Here is a 19,997-nt window from a genome sequence, read left to right as displayed (position 1 = left end):
GGGGGCAGGCTACTTCGAAATCGACCCCGGTCAATCGTCCGAAGGTCGCGGTTGCCTGCGCCAGGTGATGAATTCGTCGAGCACGACGGCGGCGGCGCCGACCGAGATGAAGACATCCGCCAGGTTGAAAACGGCGAAGGACCAGACCGGCGTGTGGAACAGGATGTAGTCGATGACGTGACCGTAGACGGTGCGGTCGATGACATTGCCCAGCGCGCCGCCAATGATGAACGCAAAGCCGATGCGGGCAAGAACCTGGTTCGGCGGGGTCTTCATCGCCAGATAGAGCACGAAGGCGACGACGACCGCCGCCACCGCGATCAGGCCGGTGTCGCTCAAGGACGAGAACATCGAGAAGGCGATGCCGGTGTTGTAGGTGCGGAACAGCGCCAGGAACGGCACGAGGTCGATCTTTTCCTGGAAAGGCAGGCCGGTTTCGACCAGCTGCTTGATCCACTGGTCGAGCGCGATGGCGACGATGGTCAGCACGGCATAAGGCGTCAGCGATTTCAGGACCTGTCCTCCAGCGTGAGCGCGCCGCGGCGGATTTCGAACAGCATCACGCCGGTGGCGACTGCAAGGTTCAGCGAATCGGCGCGGCCCGCCTGCGGAATGCGGAGCAGTCGGTCGCAGCTGGCGGCGAGATCATCCGGCAAGCCCTGCTGCTCATTGCCCATCAAAAGCAGCACCGGCTTGTTCGAGAAATCGACCGAGCGGTAGTCGACGGCGCCCTTGAGATGCGTGCCGGCGACGAGGCCCGGAAAACCCTTGCGCCAGGCGAGGAAGGCGTCGGGCGTCGTCTTGACCACTGGGACGGCGAACACCGAACCCATGGTGGCGCGCACGGTTTCGACCGCGAACGGGTCGGTGGTGTCGCCGATCAGGATGACACCCTTGGCGCCGACAGCGTCGACGGTGCGCATCACGGTGCCGAGATTGCCGGGGTCGCGCACACGGTCGAGCGCCACCCAGACATCGCCATTCTTCGGGCGGACGTCCTTCAGGGGCAGATATTTCTGCGAAAAGACGCCGACCACAGCCTGCGGATTGTCGCGGCGGGTGATCGCCGACAGCACTTTTTCCGAGACCTCGAGCACGTCACCGCCGGCCGCCACGGTGCGCGAAGCAACTTTCTCGACCGCCTGGTTGCCGAGCGCGGACTTGGCGAAGATCAGCGTCTTGATCGTCCAACCGAGGTCCAGCGCGTCGATAACCAGCTTCAGTCCTTCGGCGATGAAGGCATTCTGCTGGTCGCGGAATTTCTTCAGCGCCAGTGCCTTGATGTCTTTCACCAGCGGATTGGCCAGGCTCGTCACTTCCTTGACGCGGCCCGGCGCTCCGGTGCGGTGTTCGCTCATTTGGCCACCCAGCGCGAGAAGAGGGATGTCGAAAGCGCGCGTCCGGCCGACTGTTCGCGGATGATCAGCTCGCCCGATTCCACGCACCCGCCCATGCCGGCGAAGGTGTCGCGCATCAAGGCGTGGATGGCGAAGAAGGAAGCGCGGATTGAATAGGCGGTGAGGACCACCGCCAAAGGCTTCGGCGTCAGGATGGAACGGCAGATGTCGGTCAGCGCCGGCAGGTGCTCGAACAATTGCCAGACCTCGCCCTTCGGCCCGCGGCCATAGGCGGGCGGGTCGAACAGGATGATGTCGTAGCGGCTGCCGCGCCGTTCCTCGCGCTCGGCGAATTTCATCGCGTCCTCGACGATCCAGCGGATCGGCTTGTTGCCGAGGCCGGCCATTTCCTGGTTCTCGCGGGCCCAGCCGATGGCCTTCTTGGAAGCATCGACATGGGTGACCTCGGCGCCGGCGCGTGCCGCCACCAGCGAGGCAAGGCCGGTATAACCGAACAGGTTCAACACCTTGACCGGGCGCCTGGCGCTCTCGATGAGACCGGCCATGTGGTCCCAGTGCGAAGCCTGCTCCGGGAAGACGCCGACATGGCGGAAGGAAGTGAAGCGGCCGAGATAGTCGATGCCGTCATGCTTCATCGGCCAGGTTTCGCCGAGCGGCTGGCCGGGGAAGCGCCAGCGGCCCAGGCCTTCCTCGTCGGTATCGCCGGTGAAGATGGCGTCGGCTTGGTTCCAGTCMTTCACCGGCAGCGCCGGCTGCCAGATCGCCTGACCCTCCGGGCGGACGATGCGGTAGGGGCCGTATTGCTCGAGCTTCTGGCCGTTGCCGCTGTCGAGCAGCGCATAATCGGCATTGGGGGCGACTTCGAGGATCAGCGGCAGTTTTTCCGCCGGCAGGGCGCCTACGCGGCGCGTCAGCACGCGCGGCGCGGTTTCCGCCTTGGGGTCGAGCTGCGGTTCGGCAGGGCGATGTTCACCTCGGGGCTCGGGCGGCCTTGCGGTCCTGTGTTCCGGTGACTTTGCCGGGCGGTTCTCGAAGCGCTCGGCCTTCGTCTCGGGCCGCTGGCCCCGCTTCTGCTCCGGTCCCCGGCCGGCCTTGTCTGCCGGCTTGCCGTCGCGGCGCTTGTCCGGCGCGCGCGGCGTCGACGCGCCGCCTTGCTGGCGGCCCGATTTGTCCCGGCGTTTGTCGCGCGTGAATTTCAAAAAGGACGCTCCGCGTTTCGCGCTGCTTTTGGCATAGGGGCCGGGGCCGCGCAACATGGTGGACCGGTGCGGTTGGACGCACTTCATCATCGCCACGCTGCGGAAGACCGCCCTGGCCATTGTCAAAGAGCACTCCCTTGTCCGGGGAGGCGGGAAGCGGGGCGCCGGGTCGGTGCCTCTCAATAGCAAGTACGTGGCGCCTTCCGGGCGCCCCGCCGGTGTTCTTGCCCCGGACCGACCTCGCCGCCATTCACGACGGCAGACTTCGGACCTCAAAGCCGCCATTTGCGGCGGCCGGGTTTTTCCAGGGCCCGGACTTAGGGCTCGTCACCAGACACCGCCACCGTTAGCGCTGCCAGTCCGGCACCGACGTTCTCCCTGATACCCGGTGCGCACCAGGTTCCCTTGAGGACGGCTTTCAGGCCCAAGGATGCCGCAGGCCGAAAGGGTGTGAATTCGGATGCAGCGGATTTTTCGTGCGAGAACAGAACGACTATTGAAAAGAAAAGGATTATTTCTTTCGATCGTTCTTCCTGATCGCCGCTGGCATCCACATCGCTGTCATGTCGCCAGGCTTCCGCGCGACTGCCGTCCGGCATAATCTCCGGCCATCATGTCGCGCTCCGAACGCCTGCTCGATCTCGTCCAGACGCTGCGCCGCCACCGGCGGCCGGTGAGCGGGCAAACGCTGGCCTTCGAACTCGGCATATCGATCCGCACGCTCTATCGCGACATCGCCACGCTGCAGGGGCAGGGCGCACCGATCGAGGGCGAGGCGGGGCTGGGTTACGTGCTGAAACCCGGCTTCATGCTGCCGCCGCTGATGTTCACCGACGAGGAGATCGAGGCGATCGTGCTGGGTTCGCGCTGGGTGGCCAAGCAGCCCGACAACCGGCTGTCGCGGGCGGCCACCGATGCCTTGGCCAAGATCGCCGCCGTGCTGCCAGACGATCTGCGCGAAGACCTTGATGCGACCACGCTTCTGGTCGGCCCTCGCGCCGAGGCGAGCGAAGGCATCGATCTGGGCGCGGTGCGCCAGGCGATCCGCGACGAGCGGAAACTGACCATCACCTACAATGACGCAGCCGGCGCCGGCAGCGAGCGCGTCGTGTGGCCGTTCGCACTGGGCTTTTTCGACAAGGTACGGGTGATGGTGGCCTGGTGCGAGATGCGGCAGGGGTTCCGGCACTTCCGCACCGACCGCGTCGCGCGGCTGGACATCACCGGTACGCGTTATCCGAGGCGGCGGCAGGCTCTGCTCAAGGAATGGCGGGCGACGCTGGAGGAGACGCCGAAAGCCTGAATCGCTACTGCCAGAATCTGACAGTGGTGCTCGCTATGGTCTCTCCATCGCAACACGGAGAGCCACCATGCAAAGCCCCAATTTCGTCATCCTCTATGTCGACCAGCCGCAGGCGAGCGGCGCCTTCTATCAGGCCTTGTTGAACCGCCAGCCGGTCGAATCCTCACCGACCTTCGTGCTGTTCGTGCTGGACAACGGCTTCAAGCTCGGCCTGTGGTCGCGCCACACGGCTGAACCCAGGGTCACGGCGACGGCCGGCGGCGGCGAGATCGTCTTTCAGTTAGAGACGCCGGATGCCGTCGATGCCGCCCATGCCGACTGGGTCGGGCGTGGGCTGTCCATCCTGCAGACACCGACCGATATGGATTTCGGCCGCACCTTCGTGGCGCTCGATCCCGACAAGCACAGGTTGCGCGTCTACTGGCTGAACGATGCGGAAGGCGGCCAGTCATGACCAGATTTTGGCTGGCGGTAGCCTCGGCGCAGCATGTGCGCCGGGGCCGGACGGAAGGTTTCATGCAGGTCAACCACGGCAAGGCGGCGCCGCTGCGCCGCATCAGGCCGGGCGACGGCATCGTGTATTACTCGCCGAGCACGGTTCTCGGCGAGAAAGACGGCCTGCGTACTTTCACCGCCATCGGCACGGTACGTGACGGCGAGCCCTATCAGGGCGTCATGGGTGGCGGTTTCGAGCCGTTCCGTCGCGACGTCGCCTGGTCTGCGGCCGGCGAGGCGCCGATCGCGCCGCTGCTCGACCGGCTGGAGCTGAGCGCCGGCAAACCCAATTGGGGGTATCAACTCCGTTTCGGGCTGATCGAGCTCAGCGAGCACGATTACCAGCTGATCGGCGCGGCGATGGGCGTTGTCGCCGCCAAAGCGGAACAGGCCGCCTGAACCCACCAGGCCCCGGCGGATCGGCAAGACGGCTGCCGGGGCGTTTCCATATGCGGATGTTTTGCCTGCGCGGCGGACTATTCGATCAGGATGCGGGCTTCTCGCGCCGCCTCCACGAAGGTCTCGCGGGCGTCCTCGACGGTCGTCATGCCGTTGACGGCGGCCAGGCAGGCGCGTTTCGCATCAAGATGCTTGCGCGTGCCGGCGCCGGGCCAATGATTGGCGAGCAGGTCGTTGGCTTGCCGCGCATTGGAAACGTGACGTATGTCGCCCAGCACGCCGACGGCCACCGGCACGACCTTGGAAAACCAGCCTTCGTTCATTTCTTCGGTCCTTGGCTGTTGATGCCGGCAACAAACGCGCCGGCTGGCAGCGGGTTTCCGGAAATCGAAGGCGATAACCGAAGAGTGATCGAGGATCAGGGTTTCAGTGTCTGATCCAAAAGTCGCCATGCCGGTCTGCAAATGGCGCTTTCCTGCGCTTCGGTGCTCACGTACTTCAAGTACGCTCCGCTCCGATGCTCGAAAACCACCATTTTCGCCCTGGCCTGACGATTTTTGATTCAGACACTCAAGGCTTTGTAGACGGCAATGCCGGCGGCAAGGTCTTCCAGCGCGGCGCCCACCGACTTGAACAGCGTGATTTCGTCGGCGCTCTGGCGGCCCTTCTTCTGGCCGCGCGCCAGTTCGTGCAGGTCGGCGACGATAGCGTCGGCCTTGAGCACGCCGGAGGCGAGCGGCTGGACGATGTCGCCGGCTTCCTTGGTGGCGCCGGCGCGTGTGTCGACATAGACGCGGGCGCGGGTGATGGCGGCATCGTCGGCCTCGCGCATGGTCGGCGTGAAGCCGCCGACGAGGTCGACATGGGCGCCGGTTTTCAGTTGCGCGCCCCTGACCAGTGGTTCGTTGGAAATGGTGGCGGAGGAGACGATATCGGCCTCGGCCATTTCGGCACCCAGATCACCGGCCGCCTCGGCCGGCAGGCCTTCGGCGCGAAGTGCGGCGGCAACCTTCTCGGCATTGGCCGGCGTGCGGTTCCAGATGCGGACCGATTTGATGGGGCGTACCGCCGAATGCGCCTTGACCAGGAAGGGCGACAGCGCGCCGGCGCCGATCACCAAGAGGCGCGAGGCGTCCTCGCGGGCAAGATAGGAGGCGGCGAGCGCCGAGGCGCAGGCGGTGCGCCACTGCGTCAGGCGCTGACCGTCGATCAGCGCCTGCGGCTCGCCGGTCTTGCCGTCGAGCAGCAGATAGAGCCCCATCACCGCCGGCTTGGCGATGGCGTTGTTGTCAGGCGAGACGGTGACGATCTTGACGCCGATATGGCCGTCCTTCGAGGTGCCGGCCGCATTGAGATCGGTCCAGGCCGGCATCAAAAGAAGCGTGGAAGCGGCGCCGTCCGGCCGCTCGACCGTATGGTGATGGCGCACCGGCTGCACGGCGCCGTCGCGGAAAGCGGTGCGCAGCGTCTCGACCAGGCCGGAAAAGGTCAGCGCGCGATCGACCTCGGCGGCCGAGATGGTCAGCATGGAAAACTCCGTTATGTGATGCCCGGTTCAGGCGGTCGGCTTGGGCAGGTTGGGGGCCTGCGATGTCGCCTGTGTTGAGGCCTGCGATGGCGGCTGCTGCGTGCGGGCGATGGCCTGGCGCAGGTTTTCGGCCTCCGCGCCATGACGCCTCGCCGCCTTGCGATAGCGGCCCTGCCGGATCCAGGTCGCCGCCGAACCGGCGACGATCCCGATGGCCAGGGCCAGGAACAGCATGACGAACAGCGGCAGCGTCAGTGTCAGCGCCGGATTGCCGGGATTGAACGGGTCCATCGTGAAGGCCACCAGCTCGCGGTTCGCAACGGCCAGCGCGATCAGCACGATGGCCAGCGGAACGAAAATGACAATGACCACGAAGCGGTTGAACATGGTGTTTCCCGTCGAAGGCTTGGTACGGCGCTGCCGGTGCGGTGCTGGCGGCTATTTGTCGCCGTTCAGCTTTTCGCGCAATTCCTTGCCGGTCTTGAAGAACGGCACCCACTTCTCCTCGACCTCCACCGATTCGCCGGTGCGCGGGTTCCTGCCGGTGCGGGCGGGCCGGTTCTTGACCGAGAAAGCGCCGAAGCCGCGCAACTCCACCCGGTTGCCTTCGGCGAGCGCGTCGGTGATTTCGTCGAACACTGCGCCGACGATATTTTCCACGTCGCGCAGGAAGAGATGCGGATTGCGCGTTGCGATGATTTGGACGAGTTCGGACTTGATCATGCGGACGGTCCCCGTAAAGGCATGGCGGCCAATTTTATGCAGATGATTTTATTTGCTTTTTGACTTATGCCCCACGCCTATTCAAGGGTGCCAGACCGAAACGAGACCGTCAAGGAACAAGCGGTCGGCGCCGATCTCGCGCAGCACTTCGCCGCTCTCCTGCGGCAAGCCGAGCGCCATGCCGATTTGACGCATTAGCGCGCTGGAAAACAGGAAAGAGCCGGTGCGTTCGGTGTTTTTCCACTCCACCACCTTCAATTTCTGGTCGACACCCTTGGTGCCGAGCCATTTTACCGCCTCTTCCTCGCCGCCGAGCGCATCGACCAGCTTGTTGGCGACGGCCTGACGTCCGGTGAATATCGAGCCGTCGGCAAGCGCCAGCGCCTGGTCGCGCGGCAGGTTGCGGCGTTCGGCGACGATGTCGACGAACCAGTTGTAGCTGTCCATGATCAGCTTGCGCACCATGGCGCGGGCTTCCTCGGTGGTCGGTTCGAAAGGCGAGGGCGACGCCTTCAGCGGCGAGGATTTCACTTCCTCGAGCTTGACGCCGATCTTGTCCATCAGCCCGGTGACATCGGGATACTGGATCAGTACGCCGATCGAACCGACGATCGAGGTCCGGTGCGCGACGATGTAGTCGGAGGCGCTGGCGATCATGTAGCCGGCGGAGGCTGCCAGTGTGCCGACTTCGGTGACCACCGGCTTTTCGGCGGCAAGCTTGCGCACGGCGTTGAAAATGGTCTCGCCGCCGACGGTGGTGCCGCCGGGCGAATTGACGAGCAAAATCACACCCTTGACGTTCGTGGCCTTGCGGACCGCCTCGATGCGGCGGAGCAACTCGTCGTTCTGGGTGATGGTGCCTTCGATCCTGATCTTGGCGATCTGGTCGGCGCGGGTGCCGCCGATGTCGTCGCCGAAGAACCAGGCCGACAAGGCGGCAAGGCCGACCAGCAACACGGCAAGGGCGGCGATGCGCCAGAAGGTCAGTTTGCGCCGCAGGCGGCGGCGGTCGATCAGGTCGTCGGCTCTCAGGGTCATGTCAGCCTCACTCTTGGGCGCAGGCTGACGCTTTTAATGCAAGGGCCAGTCGAGGGCTACCGCTTTTGGCGCGATCGAGACGATGGCTTGAAGTGTGAGAAGCAACGCATACGAGGCGCGACGATCGGCGCAGGGTAGGACGCAACAACGCGTCGAATCGCGGCTGGAACGAAGGCATGGCGGTCAAAATGACAAAGTGTTAGTCTTGGCGGGCACCCTGGCGATCTGTATGCGCTGCAGGGAACGTCATATTTTTTGCGATATTTCTTTGCATGCGCTTGCTTGGGCGCGGCCTCGCCCCAAATAAGGGCGACGGTTCGGCGGGCGAGAGGACCAGAAGGTACACATGTTGGCACGAACGACCGATCCGGAGGGCAAGGACGATACTGCTCTCTTGCCGGAGCACGACCCCTCGGGCCACGTCGCCATGGAGCCCGCGCGTGTCGAGGCTTTCGGCAACGCCCAGCGCCATTCGCGCCGCGTGCGCGTGCTCAAGCTGGCCCTGCCGATCCTGGCCGGCATCATTGCCGTGGCATTTCCCGTCTATTCCTATCTGGTGAAGCCGGCGCAGCCGCCGGTAAAAGCCGATGGCAGCGCGTTTTCCAACGGCAAGCTGGTGATGGCCAATCCCAAGCTGGACGGTTTCACCAAGGAGAACCTGCCTTATTCGATGACGGCGCTGCGGGCGATCCAGGACGTTGCCAAGGAGAGCATCATCGGCCTGGAAGGCATCGACGCCAAGCTGCCGCTCGATGCCAGCACCTCGGCCGTGGTCGGCGCGGCGAAGGGGGTCTACAACCGCGACGCCAACACGCTGCAGCTGGAAAAGGACATCACCGTGACCACCACCAGCGGAATGGTGGTGAAGTTGAAATCGGCCTTCCTTGACATGGCGAAAGGCAATATGAAGACGAACGACCCGGTCGATATCGTCACGCGCGGATCGCACATCATGTCCGACACCATGTCGGTGGAGAGCGGCGGCAAGGTGCTGGTTTTCGAAAAACGGGTGCGTGTCAACCTGGAGCCTGGCGTGCTGAAGACGACCAGCGACAAGAGCGGAGAGCCGAATGCGGCCCAATAAGATGACATGGCTCGCCGTGGCGGCGTTGCTGGCGGCCGCGCCGGCCTTTGCCCAGACCGCGCAGACCAATATGTCCGGCCTCAAGCTCTCCGGTGACAAGCCGATCCAGATCGAGAGCGACAAGCTGGAAGTGCGGCAGGAAGAAAACCTCGCCATCTTCACCGGCAATGTCAGCGTCGTGCAGGGGCCGACGCTGCTGAAGGCCGGCCTTCTCAAGGTCTACTACATCAAGGATGCCGCCGCCGGTAAGAATGGCGCCAAGAGCACCAGCACGAGCGCGTCCATGGCCGGTCCGGCGCTGGGCGGTTCGACGAATATCGATCATCTCGAGGTCGACGGCACGGTCTATCTGAAGTCGGACGACCAGGTTGCCACGGGCGATCGCGGCACTTTCGACATGAAGAGCCAGGTGCTGGTGCTGACCGGCTCCAAGGTGGTGCTGACCCAGGGCGACAACATCCTCACCGGCTGCAAGCTGACGGTCCAGATGAAATCCGGCCTCGCCAATGTGGACGGTTGCGCCAAGAGCGGTTCCAGCGGTCGCGTCATGATGTCGATCAGCCCGGATTCGACGAAGAACCCGGATGCAGCGAAGAAACCTTGACTGACACAGTGATGCGGCTCTTCAAACAAACCGACGCGAAACCCGCGGCGCCGGCCATCGTCGGTGGCGAGAAGGTCAAGCTGAAGGGCACGCTCATGGCCCGCGGCCTGTCCAAGAGCTACAAGGGCCGCAAGGTGGTGAACGGGGTGTCGATCGGCGTGCGCGCCGGCGAGGCCGTTGGCCTGCTCGGTCCCAATGGCGCCGGCAAGACCACCTGCTTCTACATGGTGACCGGGCTGGTGCCGGTCGACGAAGGCATGATCGAGATCGACGGCTTCGACGTCACCTCCATGCCCATGTATCGCCGGGCGAGGCTCGGCATCGGCTATCTGCCGCAGGAAGCCTCGATCTTCCGGGGCCTGAATGTCGAGCAGAACATCCGCGCCGTGCTGGAAGTCGTGGAAAAGAGCCGCAAGACGCGCGAGCGCGAGCTCGACGCGCTGCTCGAGGAGTTTCACATCACTCATCTGCGCAAGGCGCCCTCCATGGCCTTGTCGGGCGGCGAGCGGCGCCGCCTCGAGATTGCCCGCGCGCTGGCCAGCCGTCCGGCCTACATGCTGCTGGACGAGCCTTTCGCGGGCATCGATCCGATCGCGGTGGCCGACATCCAGCAGCTGGTGCGCCATCTCACGGCGCGCGGCATCGGCGTTCTGATCACCGACCACAATGTGCGCGAAACGCTGGGCCTCATCGACCGCGCCTACATCATCCATGCCGGCGAGGTGTTGACCCACGGCAAGGCCGAGGAAATCGTCGCCAACCCCGACGTGCGGCGGCTCTATCTCGGCGAAGCCTTCACGCTCTGATCCTTTTCCAAGTCGATCGCGGTTGTCACGGTCTGTGCGCGATCGATTGCCGGCAGCCGCCTAATGTTCCGGCACTTTGACATTGCGAGGCCATCCGAGCCTTGACAAGCAAAAGCCGGGCCAGTTCATAGTCGGTCGGAAAAATTTCCTCGAAGCGAGGTCCTGACCCTCAATCATGGCGCTGGCGGTCAAACTACAGCTCAGACAGTCGCAGTCGCTGGTGATGACGCCGCAGCTGATGCAGTCGATCCGGCTGTTGCAGCTCACCCATGTCGAACTGGAACGCTTCATCGACGAGGAGATCGAGCGCAACCCGCTGATCGATCGCGTCGATCCGCAACCGGACGCCGCGGCCGCTCCTTCGCCGCCGGAAGAAGGCGCGTCGAAACCGGCGGACGCGGATGAATGGTTCGAAGCGGAAACCGCCTGGAGCTCCGAGGCGATCTCCGACAAGCTCGACACGTCGCTGGAAAACCTCTTTCCCGACGATCCCGGCACCAGCGAGCGGGTGGGTCCCGACCTCTCCCAGCAATGGAAGTCGGCGCCGGGCAATGGCGGCGGTGTCTCCGACACGTTCGACATGGAGGATATGGCGGCGGCCGCGGTGACGCTGCGCGACCATGTCGGCGAACAGATCGCCTTTGCCTTCACCGATGCCGGCGAACGGCTGATCGCGGCGGAACTGGCCGACGGGCTGGACGAGGCGGGCTATCTGCGCGCCGAACTGGCAGAGATCGCCGAGCGCCTCGGCACCGACACGGAGTCGGTCGAAAAGGTTCTGGAGACCTGCCGCACTTTCGATCCCGCCGGCCTGTTCGCCCGCGACCTTGCCGAATGCCTGTCGCTGCAGCTGGCCACCCGCGACCGACTCGACCCGGCGATGAAGGCGCTGGTTGCCAATCTGGAGCTGTTGGCGCGTCGCGATTTCCAGACGCTGAAGCGGCTCTGCGGCGTGGACGAGGAGGACCTGCTCGACATGCTGGCCGAAATCCGTGCGCTCGACCCGAGGCCGGGCCTGGCCTTCTCCGGCGGGGCCAGCGACGCCATCGTCGCCGATGTCGAGGTGCGGCCCGCCGCCGATGGCAGCTGGGCGGTCGAACTCAATGCCGAGACCTTGCCGCGCGTGCTGGTCGACCAGATCTATTTCAGCCAGGTGTTCGGGCAGGCCAAGAACCAGGCGGAGAAGGATTTCCTCTCCGAGTGCCTGCAAAACGCCAATTGGCTGACCCGCAGCCTGGACCAGCGCGCCAAGACCATCCTCAAGGTGGCCTCCGAGATCGTGCGCCAGCAGGATGCGTTCCTCGTCCTTGGCGTGCGTCACCTGCGGCCGCTCAACCTCAAGACGGTGGCCGATGCCATCGGCATGCATGAATCGACGGTCAGCCGGGTGACCGCCAACAAGTACATGCTGACCCCGCGCGGCGTGTTCGAACTGCGTTATTTTTTCACCGCTTCAATCGCGGCGGCCGACGGCGGGGCGGCACATTCTTCGGAAGCGGTGCGCGATCGCATCCGCCAGATGATCGAGGATGAGACGTCGCAGGATGTGCTCTCCGACGACACCATCGTCGATCTTCTGAAGGCGGACGGCGTCGACGTCGCCCGCCGCACGGTAGCCAAGTATCGGGAAGGAATGAACATTCCGTCGTCGGTGCAGCGGCGGCGCGAAAAACGCGCGCGCGCCGGCGCCGCGCGCTGAGAAGGCGCGGATTTCCACAGTTTTTCGTTTCGTTGACAAGCGCCGGGGAGTTGGCTAGAAGCCCGGCCGCATGAGACGGGCCGTGGCCCGGAAGTGGTTGGCCCGTCGCGAAGTTGACCTGGGGGCGGTCAAGGAACGGTCCATGACCAGCAACAAGGTTCGGTACAAAATCGGGCGCGAAGGGCGCCGCGAAGCTTGTTTGCGCGGACCACAGGTATAAACTCCAAACAGTGTGAAGCCTGGGCAGGAAAGGTCAATTATCAAATGACGCTGCGCATATCGGGGAAACACATGGACATCGGCGATGCGTTCCGTACGCGCATCACCGATCGTATCGGAGAGGCAATCGGAAAATATTTCGACCGCGGTTTCTCGGGACATGTGACGGTGGTGAAGGCAGGTTCGCGTTACACTGCCGATTGCATGATCCGGCTCGATTCCGGCGTGGCCCTGCAGGCTACCGGCGACGGGCAGGAACCGACCGCGGCCTTTGAAGCGGCCGCCGACCGGCTGGAGACCCGGCTGCGCCGCTACAAGCGCCGGCTGAAGTCCCACGCGTCGGGCGCCGCCAACGGCGATGCCACCGATATCGCCTATGCGGTGGTGGCGCCGCTGGCCGACGACGACGAGGAAATTCCGGAAAACTATGCTCCCGCCATCGTGGCGGAATCGACGCTGGCGCTGAAGACCATGTCGGTCGCCTCGGCGGTCATCGAACTGGACACCAAGGACACCCCTGTCTTCGTCTTCCGCAACGCCGGAAACGAGCAGCTTAATATCGTCTACCGCCGGCCGGACGGAAACATTGGCTGGATCGACCCCTCGACGACCAAGGTCGCGCAGGGATAACGACCACGGCCGCGCCGAGGCGCGGCCTGGGCGGCCGGACGAACAAGGGATTTTTCAGCATGGATCTGAGTGATCTGATCGACGTTTCGGCGATTATGCCGGCGTTGAAGGCGAACTCGAAGAAGCAGTTGTTGCAGCTGCTGGCAGAGCGCGCCGCCACGATTTCCGGCATTCCGGAGCGCGAGGTCTTCGACATCATCCTGCAGCGCGAGCGGCTGGGTTCCACCGGCGTCGGCAACGGCATCGCCATCCCGCATGGCAAGCTTCCGGGCGTGAAGCGGATCGCCGGCGTGTTCGCCAGGCTGGAAACGCCCGTCGATTTCGAATCGCTGGACGATCAGCCGGTCGATCTGGTCTTCCTGCTGCTGGCTCCGGAAGGCGCCGGCGCCGACCACCTCAAGGCGCTGTCGCGCATCGCCCGCCTGCTGCGCGACGCCGACACCGTTGCCAAGATTCGCGGCACGCGCGACGCCAACGCCATCCATGCGCTGCTTTCGCAGACACCGGCATCGCACGCGGCCTGATATCGGGAAAATTAAAGCTTCCACGGGCCGCCTCTGGCGGCCCTTTTCATGTCCGTGGAGTTGCCGTCGTCAGTGGATGGCGACGGTGGTCAGATCGTTCTCCATCGCGCCGGCAAGCGCGCGGTCACGGGCGTCCGACAACAGGATCGGCTGACCGTTGGCACCGAACAGCGCCCACAGTTCCATGCCGGGCTGGATCTCCTCGAGGCCGGGGAAGCGGCCGCGCAGATCGTCACTCGACACTTTCCTGAGATAAGCGACCGAACCTTCGCCCAGATGGGCGAATTCGCCGTTGGTCATGGTCTGTCTTTCGAGAGTTCTAGGCATTTCGAGCCTCCTTTCAGCGAGGCGCCGGTCCACGGCCACCGCGCATGAGAGCCATCGGCAAAGTCAGTCTTTCACCGATATGTTTATTTTCCGTACCAGCCTTTCGGCTTCCGGCCGGTCGAGGTCGATCGACAGAAGGCCGTTCTTCAGCTCCGCCGCCAATACGCGCATCCCATCCGCCAGCACGAAACAACGCTGGAATTGACGGGCTGCGATACCCCGGTGGAGGTATTCGCGTTCCGTCTCGTCGGTCTGACGTCCTCTGACCACCAGCTGATTTTCCTCGGTGGTCACATCGAGGTCTTCTTCCGCGAAGCCGGCGACAGCCAGCGTGATGCGCAGCCTTTCGGACGCATCATCGGTGCCGCGAAGCCGTTCGATGTTGTAGGGTGGATAGCTGTCGCCGGATTTCGCCAGGCGTTCCAGCGTCTTTTCCATCGCATCGAAGCCCAGAAGAAGCGGGCTGGAAAAGGTCGTCATACGACTCATTACGTTTTGTCCTCCAAGAGCGACATGAACCGGAAAAACCCGACTGGCATTTCCCCGGTCTGTGTTGATATGGTCCGCCGCGCGGGCAACTTCAAGCCATCAAAAAATACCCGCTAGCCAAGGACACAAAATGCCCGAAAAGCGCAAGATCATCATCGATACCGACCCCGGCCAGGACGATGCCGTCGCCATATTGCTGGCGCTGGGCAGCCCGGAACTGGATGTCGTCGGCATCACCGCGGTCGCCGGCAACGTGCCGCTGCGCCTCACCGAAAAGAATGCCCTCAAGATCTGCGAACTGGCCGGTCGTCCCGACATCAAGGTTTTCTCGGGCGCGATCCGGCCGCTGGTGCGGCCGCTGGTCACCGCCGAACATGTGCATGGCAAGACCGGCCTCGACGGCCCGGACCTGCCGGAGCCGACCATGAAGCTGCAGGGCCAGCATGCCGTCGACTTCATCGTCGAGACGGTGATGCGCGAGGAGCCGGGCACCGTCACGCTTTGCCCGCTCGGTCCGTTGACCAACATCGCGCTGGCGCTGGTGCGCGAGCCGCGCATCGCCCCGCGCATCAAGGAAATCGTGCTGATGGGCGGCGGTTTCTTCGAGGGCGGCAACGTGACGCCGACCGCCGAGTTCAACATCTATGTCGACCCGCATGCGGCCGATGTGGTGTTCCGTTCCGGCGTGCCGATCGTGGTGATGCCGCTCGACGTCACCCACAAGGCGCTGACCACGGCCAAGCGCGTCGAGGCCTTCCGCAAGATGGGCACCAAGGTGGGCAATGCCACAGCTGCGCTGCTCGACTTCTTCGAACGCTTCGACGAGGAGAAATACGGCACCGACGGCGGCCCGCTGCATGACCCATGCGTGATCGCCTATCTGCTCAAGCCGGCGCTGTTCAAGGGCCGCCATTGCAATGTGACGGTCGAAACCGGGTCGGAACTGACCATGGGCATGACGGTGATCGACTGGTGGGGCGTGACCGACCGACCGAAGAACGCGACGGTCATGCGCGACATCGACGCTGACGGCTTCTTCGCGCTGCTGACGGAGAGGTTGGGTCGGCTGTGAGCATTCCTTCTCCCCGTTTACGGGGAGAAGGTGCCGGCAGGCGGATGAGGGGCGGTACCCACGCTCATCGCGATTGCGAATTAGGTTGGCGCTGCCCCTCACCCGGCCCTTCGGGCCACCCTCTCCCCGTAAGCGGGGAGAGGGGAAGCACGCGTCATTACTTCGCCCGCGTGAAGGCCAGCCACAGGCCGCCGCCGACGAGGAAGCCGCCGCTGATGCGGGAGAGCAGCTTGATGCGGTGCGCCGAGAGCAGGCGTCCCGCGCGGCCGGCGGCCAGCGCATAGCAGCTGTCCGATACGGCGGCGAAGGCGAGCGCCGTCAGGCCCATCACCGTCATCTGCAGGGCGAAATGCCCGCTCGGGTCGATGAATTGCGGGAAGAAGGCGCCGAAGAAGACCAGCGTCTTGGGATTGGAGACCGCGACCAGCACGCCCTGCAGCACGAAGCCGCCGCGCGGTTTGCGGGCCGAACCGTCCGGGTTCAGGCTGCCCTTGTTGCGGAACATCTGGATGCCCATCCAGATCAGGTAGGCGGCGCCGACGAGGCGCACCCATTCGAACCAGTGGCCCATGCCGGCGATCAGCGAGGTGAGCCCGATGGCGACGACGCCGATGGTGATGGCCAGTCCGATCTGGGTGCCCAGCACATTGGCGAGACCGGCGCGGGTGCCATGGCGGATCGAGTTGGCGATGATTAGCGTCACCGTCGGTCCCGGCACCAGAACGATGACGATGCAGGCCACGACATAGGCGGCGTAGAGCGTAAGCGACATAGTTGACCTCCCGGTTCGAATGCCGGCCTTGGCCGGCGCGCAGATCAATGCATGCCGGCTTGACGCGTGCAAGGGGAGGGTGCGGTCAGGCTTGGGGCGATGCGCCGGTCTTCCAGGGCAGGACGGCTTCGTAGGCGGCTGCCGCCTGAAGCACGGCGAGATCGCCGCGCGGCCGACCGATCAGCTGCATGCCCATGGGCCTGCCCTTGGCGTCGAAGCCTGCCGGCACGTTCACAGCCGGGCAGCCGCCGAGCGTCGCCGCCGCGGTGACCTGCATCCAGCGATGGTAGCTGTCCATGGCCCGGCCGCCAACTTCCCGCGGCCAATGGACCGAGACATCGAAGGGAAAGACCTGGGCTGTCGGCAGCGCCAAAAGGTCGAAACGTTCGAACAGCGACAGGAGCGTGCGGTGCCAGGCGGTGCGCCGCATCGCCGCCGCATGGATCTGCGGCGCGGTCAGCCGGCCAGCACCTTCCGCCTCCCACACGGCTTCGGGCTTGAGCAAGGCGCGCTTGGCCGGGTCGTCATAGAGCATTTTCAGCGCACAGCCGCTCGACGACTGGCGCAGCGTCACGAAGGCCTGCCACAGCGCCTCGAAATCGAAATCCGGCAGCAGCGGCTCGACCGCGAAACCGATGTCGCCGAGCCGCCCCAGCGCAGCCTCGCAGAGGTCGAGGATGCCGTCTTCCATCGGCAGGTGGCCGCCGAGGTTGCCCAGCCAGCCGATGCGCCCGCCGGCCACCGGCGCTCCTTCCAGCGCGGCGAGGAAGGAGCCTTGCGGATCGTGCGACAGCGGCGCGCGCGGATGGTGGCCGGCCTGCACGTCGAGCAGCAGCGCCATGTCGCGCACGCTGCGGCCCATTGGCCCCTCGACGCCCATCTGCGCGTGAAAGACCTCGAAGCCGGGGCCGCCGGGCACCAGCCCCTGCGAGGGGCGGAAGCCGAAGACATTGTTGTAGGCGGCGGGATTGCGCAGCGAGCCGCCGAAATCGCTGCCGTCGGCCAGAGGCATCAGGTCGAGCGCCAGAGCGACGGCCGCGCCGCCGCTCGATCCACCCGCCGTCCAGGCGGGGTCGAAGGCGTTCAGCGTCGGCCCGAAGACGGGATTGTAGGTGTTGGAGCCGAGACCGAATTCGGGAACGTTGGTCTTGCCGATGACGATGGCGCCGCCCTTGCGCATGCGCTCGACGAAGAATTCGTCCTCCTCGGGAACGAGGTCGGCGAAGATCGGCGAGCCGAAGGTGGTCTTGAGGCCCTTGGTCAGGGCCAGATCCTTGACCGCGATGGGCAGGCCGAAGAGCGAGCCCGCCGCGCCACCGGCGGCGAGATGCGCGTCGGCGGCGTCGGCCTCGGCCAGGATGTCGCTGCGTGGACGCAGCGAGACGATGGCGTTGACCTGTCGGTTGACCGCCTCGATGCGGTCGAGGAAGGCCGTCATCACCTCGCGCACCGAAAGCTGTTTTTCACGGATCGCCCCGGCGAGATCCACGGCGCTCATGCCGCAGATGTGGCCGGCCGGCGAAATGGCGTGACGGCTATCTGGACGTTTATTGCCCATGTCAGGCACCGGCCGGGCTGAGCGCTGCTTCCACTTCGGCCGCCAGCGGGATCGCCGGCTGGGCCCCCGGCTTCAGGCAGGCCAGCGAACCGGCAGCGGCGGCACGCGCCAGGGCGGTCTTCAATGGCAGGCCGGATTCCAGCCCCGCCGCCAGATAACCGCAAAAAGTGTCGCCGGCGCCGACCGTATCCACCGGAACGATCTTGAGGGCAGGGACCTTCAGGAATTCGTCGCCGGTGGCGGCCAGAACGCCTTCGCCGCCCAGCGTGACCACGATGGTGCGGCCGGTCTTCTTGGCATAGGCGCGCATGCGCTCGCCACGGTCGGCACCGGTCAGCGCAAGCGGCTCGCAATAGAGGTCGAATTCGGTTTCGTTGGCGACGACATAGTCGGCCTTGCCGAGCAGTCTGGCCGCTTCGATGCGGGCCGGGGCCGTGTTGAGCACGGTGATTGCTCCGGCCTTGCGCGCAGCGTCCAGGGCGGCATCCACCGTCTCGAGCGGTATCTCGTGCTGCAAAAGCACGACGTCGCCCTTGCCAAGGCGGGCCTTGGCGACATCGCCGGGCGCGACGGCGTTGTTGGCGCCGGCCACGACCGCGATCATGTTCTCGCCGTCGCCACCGACCAGGATATGGGCCGTGCCGGTGGAACTACGTGTCTCGGCGACGGCGGAAAGGTCGACCTTGCCGGCCTTCAGCAAGGCCAGCGCTTCGCCGGCGAAGGCGTCCTTGCCGACGGCGCCCACCATGCGCACCGCAGCGCCGGCACGTGCCGCGGCCAACGCCTGGTTGGCACCCTTGCCGCCCGGCGCGGTGGTGAAGCTGGTGCCCGGCACCGTCTCGCCCGGGCCCGGCAGGCGGTCGACGGTGGCAATAAGGTCGAGGTTGATGGAACCGATGGTGATGATCAAGGCGGGCCGTCCCTCTTATGTCGGCTTGTTTTGCGGCGGACCCTACTGCATCGGCCAGAAAATCGGAATCGATTTTCGGTAGGCACGATGCAGCAGACTCAAAGTGCTAGAGCGTCCTTTGCGCGTCCAATCGGACGCGCGGCGCTCTAGCGTTTCTCCAAAGCGAATGAAACAGCTTTGCCGACTGGCGCATGACCCGTCTCGCTATGGTCCGGCAGATGCCGGATCCGGATAGGCCACCGGGACCGGCGGGCTTGCCTGGGTTCATGCGGAGGGGTAGAATAATCAAGTAATTTCAAATATTTATGTTTATCCATCAGGAAAATTGAACAATGCGGCCGCGACATCTCCTGTTGGCTCTGGGCATCGTCTTCATCTGGGGCGTCAATTTCGCCATCATCAAGCTCGGGCTCAGGCAGGTCTCGCCGCTGGCGCTCGGCGTCGCGCGTTTCTTCCTGGCGGCATTTCCCTGGGTGTTCTTCATCCCCCGGCCCAAGGTGCCGCTCGGCATGATCGCGCTCTACGGTTTCCTGATCTTTGCCCTGCAGTTCGGTTTCTTGTTCACTGGCATGAAGCTGGGCATGAGCGCGGGGCTGTCGTCGCTCATCCTGCAATTGCAGGTGTTCTTCACCATCGGCCTTTCGGTGCTGATGCTCGGCGAGCGTCCGACGGGCTGGCAACTGGCGGGCGCCGTGCTTGCCTTTGCCGGGGTTGGCGTCGTCGCGCTGAATGTCGGTGGCGACGTAACGGTTGTCGGACTTATCCTGCTTGTGGCGGCGGCCGCTTCCTGGGGCGGCGGCAACATCGTGTCGAAACGGATTTCGCAGCTTTCAAGCACGTCCAACGTGCTGGGGCTGGTGGTGTGGGGCAGTCTGTTCGCGCTGCCGGTGCTGCTGGCAGTGGCGCTGGTGCTCGACCCGCAACATCTCGTTTCGAGCTTCACCGGCCTCGATTGGGTGTCGATCGGCTCGATCGCCTATATCGTCTATCTGTCGACGCTTCTGGGGTTCGCGGTCTGGGCGGGGCTGCTTGCGCGCTACCCTGTCTCCACGGTGGCGCCGTTCACGCTTCTCGTGCCGGTGTTCGGTTTCCTCGGCTCGACCGTCCTGCTCGGTGAACCGCTGCAAGGCTGGAAGCTCGGCGCCTCCAGCCTTGTCATTGCGGGCCTGTGCATCAACCTGTTCGGGTCGCGGTTTGCCTCTAGAGCGCCGCGTGTCCGTTCGGACACGCAAAGGACGCTCTAGCACTTTGAATTGGCGC

General features: G+C 64.8%; 25 protein-coding genes. 11 read left to right on the top strand and 14 right to left on the bottom strand.

The genetic code is table 11. The features are described 5' to 3' along the window. Window positions 1-30 precede the first annotated feature (30 nt). The 4 genes from lspA to AB4136_RS15565 form a co-directional block, all read right to left on the bottom strand. Entirely contained in the window at window positions 31-513 is a 483-nt protein-coding gene (gene lspA, locus AB4136_RS15580) for a signal peptidase II (RefSeq protein WP_137900675.1), read from the bottom strand. Then, the gene (locus AB4136_RS15575; protein WP_137900674.1) at window positions 510-1,358 is read right to left on the bottom strand and encodes a TrmH family RNA methyltransferase; all 849 of its coding nucleotides are present in this window, start codon (window positions 1,356-1,358) and stop codon (window positions 510-512) included. Before AB4136_RS15575 ends, lspA begins: the two co-directional genes overlap by 4 nt. Further along, the gene (locus tag AB4136_RS15570) at window positions 1,355-2,275 is read right to left on the bottom strand and encodes an RsmD family RNA methyltransferase (protein WP_441931254.1); all 921 of its coding nucleotides are present in this window, start codon (window positions 2,273-2,275) and stop codon (window positions 1,355-1,357) included. Before AB4136_RS15570 ends, AB4136_RS15575 begins: the two co-directional genes overlap by 4 nt. A gap of 599 nt (window positions 2,276-2,874) precedes the next feature. Beyond that, the gene (locus tag AB4136_RS15565; protein ID WP_137900672.1) at window positions 2,875-3,156 is read right to left on the bottom strand and encodes a hypothetical protein; all 282 of its coding nucleotides are present in this window, start codon (window positions 3,154-3,156) and stop codon (window positions 2,875-2,877) included. A gap of 14 nt (window positions 3,157-3,170) precedes the next feature. Here AB4136_RS15565 and AB4136_RS15560 point away from each other — a divergent pair, with 14 nt between their 5' ends. The 3 genes from AB4136_RS15560 (at window position 3,171) to AB4136_RS15550 (ending at window position 4,754) form a co-directional block, all read left to right on the top strand. After that, window positions 3,171-3,860, top strand: coding sequence for a helix-turn-helix transcriptional regulator (locus tag AB4136_RS15560; protein ID WP_137900671.1), 690 nt, complete (start codon window positions 3,171-3,173; stop codon window positions 3,858-3,860). Between the two features lie 67 nt (window positions 3,861-3,927). Next, entirely contained in the window at window positions 3,928-4,314 is a 387-nt protein-coding gene (locus tag AB4136_RS15555; RefSeq protein WP_137900670.1) for a VOC family protein, read from the top strand. Continuing rightward, the gene (locus AB4136_RS15550) at window positions 4,311-4,754 is read left to right on the top strand and encodes an EVE domain-containing protein (protein WP_137900669.1); all 444 of its coding nucleotides are present in this window, start codon (window positions 4,311-4,313) and stop codon (window positions 4,752-4,754) included. The genes AB4136_RS15555 and AB4136_RS15550 overlap by 4 nt, the downstream gene beginning before the upstream one ends. A gap of 77 nt (window positions 4,755-4,831) precedes the next feature. Here the strand turns inward: AB4136_RS15550 and AB4136_RS15545 are convergent, their stop codons facing one another. The 5 genes from AB4136_RS15545 to sppA all read right to left on the bottom strand — a co-directional run bounded on the left by AB4136_RS15545 (window position 4,832) and on the right by sppA (window position 8,043). After that, window positions 4,832-5,077, bottom strand: a complete 246-nt coding sequence (locus AB4136_RS15545; protein WP_024923971.1) for a DUF982 domain-containing protein — start codon at window positions 5,075-5,077, stop codon at window positions 4,832-4,834. Between the two features lie 239 nt (window positions 5,078-5,316). Continuing rightward, entirely contained in the window at window positions 5,317-6,282 is a 966-nt protein-coding gene (locus tag AB4136_RS15540) for an ornithine cyclodeaminase family protein (protein ID WP_137900668.1), read from the bottom strand. 27 nt (window positions 6,283-6,309) lie between these two features. After that, window positions 6,310-6,669: a LapA family protein gene (locus AB4136_RS15535; RefSeq protein WP_137900667.1), complete on the bottom strand. Its 360-nt coding sequence runs from the start codon at window positions 6,667-6,669 to the stop codon at window positions 6,310-6,312. Window positions 6,670-6,720: 51 nt separating this feature from the next. Continuing rightward, window positions 6,721-7,005 carry an integration host factor subunit beta gene (locus AB4136_RS15530; RefSeq protein WP_024923968.1) on the bottom strand — a complete coding sequence of 95 codons (285 nt, stop codon included), beginning with the start codon at window positions 7,003-7,005 and terminating at the stop codon, window positions 6,721-6,723. Window positions 7,006-7,086: 81 nt separating this feature from the next. Next, window positions 7,087-8,043 carry a signal peptide peptidase SppA gene (gene sppA, locus AB4136_RS15525; protein WP_137900666.1) on the bottom strand — a complete coding sequence of 319 codons (957 nt, stop codon included), beginning with the start codon at window positions 8,041-8,043 and terminating at the stop codon, window positions 7,087-7,089. Window positions 8,044-8,389: 346 nt separating this feature from the next. Here sppA and lptC point away from each other — a divergent pair, with 346 nt between their 5' ends. The 6 genes from lptC to ptsN all read left to right on the top strand — a co-directional run bounded on the left by lptC (window position 8,390) and on the right by ptsN (window position 13,609). Continuing rightward, window positions 8,390-9,127, top strand: a complete 738-nt coding sequence (lptC, locus tag AB4136_RS15520; RefSeq protein WP_024923966.1) for an LPS export ABC transporter periplasmic protein LptC — start codon at window positions 8,390-8,392, stop codon at window positions 9,125-9,127. Continuing rightward, entirely contained in the window at window positions 9,114-9,731 is a 618-nt protein-coding gene (locus AB4136_RS15515; RefSeq protein WP_024923965.1) for an LptA/OstA family protein, read from the top strand. Before lptC ends, AB4136_RS15515 begins: the two co-directional genes overlap by 14 nt. A gap of 11 nt (window positions 9,732-9,742) precedes the next feature. Then, window positions 9,743-10,537 (top strand): LPS export ABC transporter ATP-binding protein, encoded by a 795-nt coding sequence (lptB, locus tag AB4136_RS15510; RefSeq protein ID WP_137900702.1) that lies wholly within the window; start codon window positions 9,743-9,745, stop codon window positions 10,535-10,537. Window positions 10,538-10,712: 175 nt separating this feature from the next. Next, on the top strand, window positions 10,713-12,236 hold the full coding sequence (rpoN, locus tag AB4136_RS15505; protein WP_024923963.1) for an RNA polymerase factor sigma-54: 1,524 nt from the start codon (window positions 10,713-10,715) through the stop codon (window positions 12,234-12,236). A gap of 264 nt (window positions 12,237-12,500) precedes the next feature. Then, window positions 12,501-13,085 carry a ribosome hibernation-promoting factor, HPF/YfiA family gene (gene hpf / locus AB4136_RS15500; RefSeq protein ID WP_024923962.1) on the top strand — a complete coding sequence of 195 codons (585 nt, stop codon included), beginning with the start codon at window positions 12,501-12,503 and terminating at the stop codon, window positions 13,083-13,085. 59 nt (window positions 13,086-13,144) lie between these two features. Further along, entirely contained in the window at window positions 13,145-13,609 is a 465-nt protein-coding gene (gene ptsN, locus AB4136_RS15495; RefSeq protein ID WP_137900665.1) for a PTS IIA-like nitrogen regulatory protein PtsN, read from the top strand. 69 nt (window positions 13,610-13,678) lie between these two features. On the opposite strand, the gene AB4136_RS15490 is transcribed toward ptsN, so the two are convergent. Both AB4136_RS15490 and AB4136_RS15485 read right to left on the bottom strand, forming a co-directional pair. Next, window positions 13,679-13,936, bottom strand: coding sequence for a DUF1150 family protein (locus AB4136_RS15490; protein ID WP_024923960.1), 258 nt, complete (start codon window positions 13,934-13,936; stop codon window positions 13,679-13,681). Window positions 13,937-13,999: 63 nt separating this feature from the next. Next, a complete protein-coding gene (locus AB4136_RS15485; RefSeq protein WP_024923959.1) occupies window positions 14,000-14,425 on the bottom strand; it encodes an Hsp20 family protein in 426 nt (141 codons plus the stop codon). A gap of 130 nt (window positions 14,426-14,555) precedes the next feature. Here AB4136_RS15485 and AB4136_RS15480 point away from each other — a divergent pair, with 130 nt between their 5' ends. Next, window positions 14,556-15,497, top strand: a complete 942-nt coding sequence (locus AB4136_RS15480; RefSeq protein WP_024923958.1) for a nucleoside hydrolase — start codon at window positions 14,556-14,558, stop codon at window positions 15,495-15,497. 157 nt (window positions 15,498-15,654) lie between these two features. Here the strand turns inward: AB4136_RS15480 and AB4136_RS15475 are convergent, their stop codons facing one another. From AB4136_RS15475 to AB4136_RS15465, 3 genes are all read right to left on the bottom strand, one after another. Beyond that, window positions 15,655-16,269 (bottom strand): LysE family translocator, encoded by a 615-nt coding sequence (locus AB4136_RS15475; RefSeq protein ID WP_137900664.1) that lies wholly within the window; start codon window positions 16,267-16,269, stop codon window positions 15,655-15,657. Between the two features lie 85 nt (window positions 16,270-16,354). Further along, window positions 16,355-17,827, bottom strand: coding sequence for an amidase (locus AB4136_RS15470; RefSeq protein WP_137900663.1), 1,473 nt, complete (start codon window positions 17,825-17,827; stop codon window positions 16,355-16,357). A 1-nt stretch (window position 17,828) separates the two neighbouring features. After that, on the bottom strand, window positions 17,829-18,737 hold the full coding sequence (locus AB4136_RS15465) for a ribokinase (RefSeq protein ID WP_137900662.1): 909 nt from the start codon (window positions 18,735-18,737) through the stop codon (window positions 17,829-17,831). Between the two features lie 332 nt (window positions 18,738-19,069). Here AB4136_RS15465 and AB4136_RS15460 point away from each other — a divergent pair, with 332 nt between their 5' ends. Further along, on the top strand, window positions 19,070-19,981 hold the full coding sequence (locus AB4136_RS15460; RefSeq protein ID WP_137900661.1) for an EamA family transporter: 912 nt from the start codon (window positions 19,070-19,072) through the stop codon (window positions 19,979-19,981). Window positions 19,982-19,997: the final 16 nt, after the last annotated feature.

Origin of the sequence: Mesorhizobium sp. 2RAF21 (genome assembly GCF_052115345.1) — a bacterium.
Classification (GTDB): domain Bacteria; phylum Pseudomonadota; class Alphaproteobacteria; order Rhizobiales; family Rhizobiaceae; genus Mesorhizobium; species Mesorhizobium terrae.
This window is presented reverse-complemented; position numbering and strand designations above follow the sequence as displayed.

Bases quoted from the DNA above. Each gene is read 5' to 3' on its own strand.
- AB4136_RS15575 (WP_137900674.1), bottom strand. From the start codon at position 1,358: ATGAGCGAACACCGCACCGGAGCGCCGGGCCGCGTCAAGGAAGTGACG.
- AB4136_RS15565 (WP_137900672.1), bottom strand. From the start codon at position 3,156: ATGCCGGACGGCAGTCGCGCGGAAGCCTGGCGACATGACAGCGATGTG.
- AB4136_RS15560 (WP_137900671.1), top strand. From the start codon at position 3,171: ATGTCGCGCTCCGAACGCCTGCTCGATCTCGTCCAGACGCTGCGCCGC.
- AB4136_RS15555 (WP_137900670.1), top strand. From the start codon at position 3,928: ATGCAAAGCCCCAATTTCGTCATCCTCTATGTCGACCAGCCGCAGGCG.
- AB4136_RS15550 (WP_137900669.1), top strand. From the start codon at position 4,311: ATGACCAGATTTTGGCTGGCGGTAGCCTCGGCGCAGCATGTGCGCCGG.
- AB4136_RS15545 (WP_024923971.1), bottom strand. From the start codon at position 5,077: ATGAACGAAGGCTGGTTTTCCAAGGTCGTGCCGGTGGCCGTCGGCGTG.
- AB4136_RS15540 (WP_137900668.1), bottom strand. From the start codon at position 6,282: ATGCTGACCATCTCGGCCGCCGAGGTCGATCGCGCGCTGACCTTTTCC.
- AB4136_RS15535 (WP_137900667.1), bottom strand. From the start codon at position 6,669: ATGTTCAACCGCTTCGTGGTCATTGTCATTTTCGTTCCGCTGGCCATC.
- AB4136_RS15530 (WP_024923968.1), bottom strand. From the start codon at position 7,005: ATGATCAAGTCCGAACTCGTCCAAATCATCGCAACGCGCAATCCGCAT.
- sppA (WP_137900666.1), bottom strand. From the start codon at position 8,043: ATGACCCTGAGAGCCGACGACCTGATCGACCGCCGCCGCCTGCGGCGC.
- lptC (WP_024923966.1), top strand. From the start codon at position 8,390: ATGTTGGCACGAACGACCGATCCGGAGGGCAAGGACGATACTGCTCTC.
- AB4136_RS15515 (WP_024923965.1), top strand. From the start codon at position 9,114: ATGCGGCCCAATAAGATGACATGGCTCGCCGTGGCGGCGTTGCTGGCG.
- lptB (WP_137900702.1), top strand. From the start codon at position 9,743: ATGCGGCTCTTCAAACAAACCGACGCGAAACCCGCGGCGCCGGCCATC.
- rpoN (WP_024923963.1), top strand. From the start codon at position 10,713: ATGGCGCTGGCGGTCAAACTACAGCTCAGACAGTCGCAGTCGCTGGTG.
- hpf (WP_024923962.1), top strand. From the start codon at position 12,501: ATGACGCTGCGCATATCGGGGAAACACATGGACATCGGCGATGCGTTC.
- ptsN (WP_137900665.1), top strand. From the start codon at position 13,145: ATGGATCTGAGTGATCTGATCGACGTTTCGGCGATTATGCCGGCGTTG.
- AB4136_RS15490 (WP_024923960.1), bottom strand. From the start codon at position 13,936: ATGCCTAGAACTCTCGAAAGACAGACCATGACCAACGGCGAATTCGCC.
- AB4136_RS15485 (WP_024923959.1), bottom strand. From the start codon at position 14,425: ATGAGTCGTATGACGACCTTTTCCAGCCCGCTTCTTCTGGGCTTCGAT.
- AB4136_RS15480 (WP_024923958.1), top strand. From the start codon at position 14,556: ATGCCCGAAAAGCGCAAGATCATCATCGATACCGACCCCGGCCAGGAC.
- AB4136_RS15475 (WP_137900664.1), bottom strand. From the start codon at position 16,269: ATGTCGCTTACGCTCTACGCCGCCTATGTCGTGGCCTGCATCGTCATC.
- AB4136_RS15470 (WP_137900663.1), bottom strand. From the start codon at position 17,827: ATGGGCAATAAACGTCCAGATAGCCGTCACGCCATTTCGCCGGCCGGC.
- AB4136_RS15460 (WP_137900661.1), top strand. From the start codon at position 19,070: ATGCGGCCGCGACATCTCCTGTTGGCTCTGGGCATCGTCTTCATCTGG.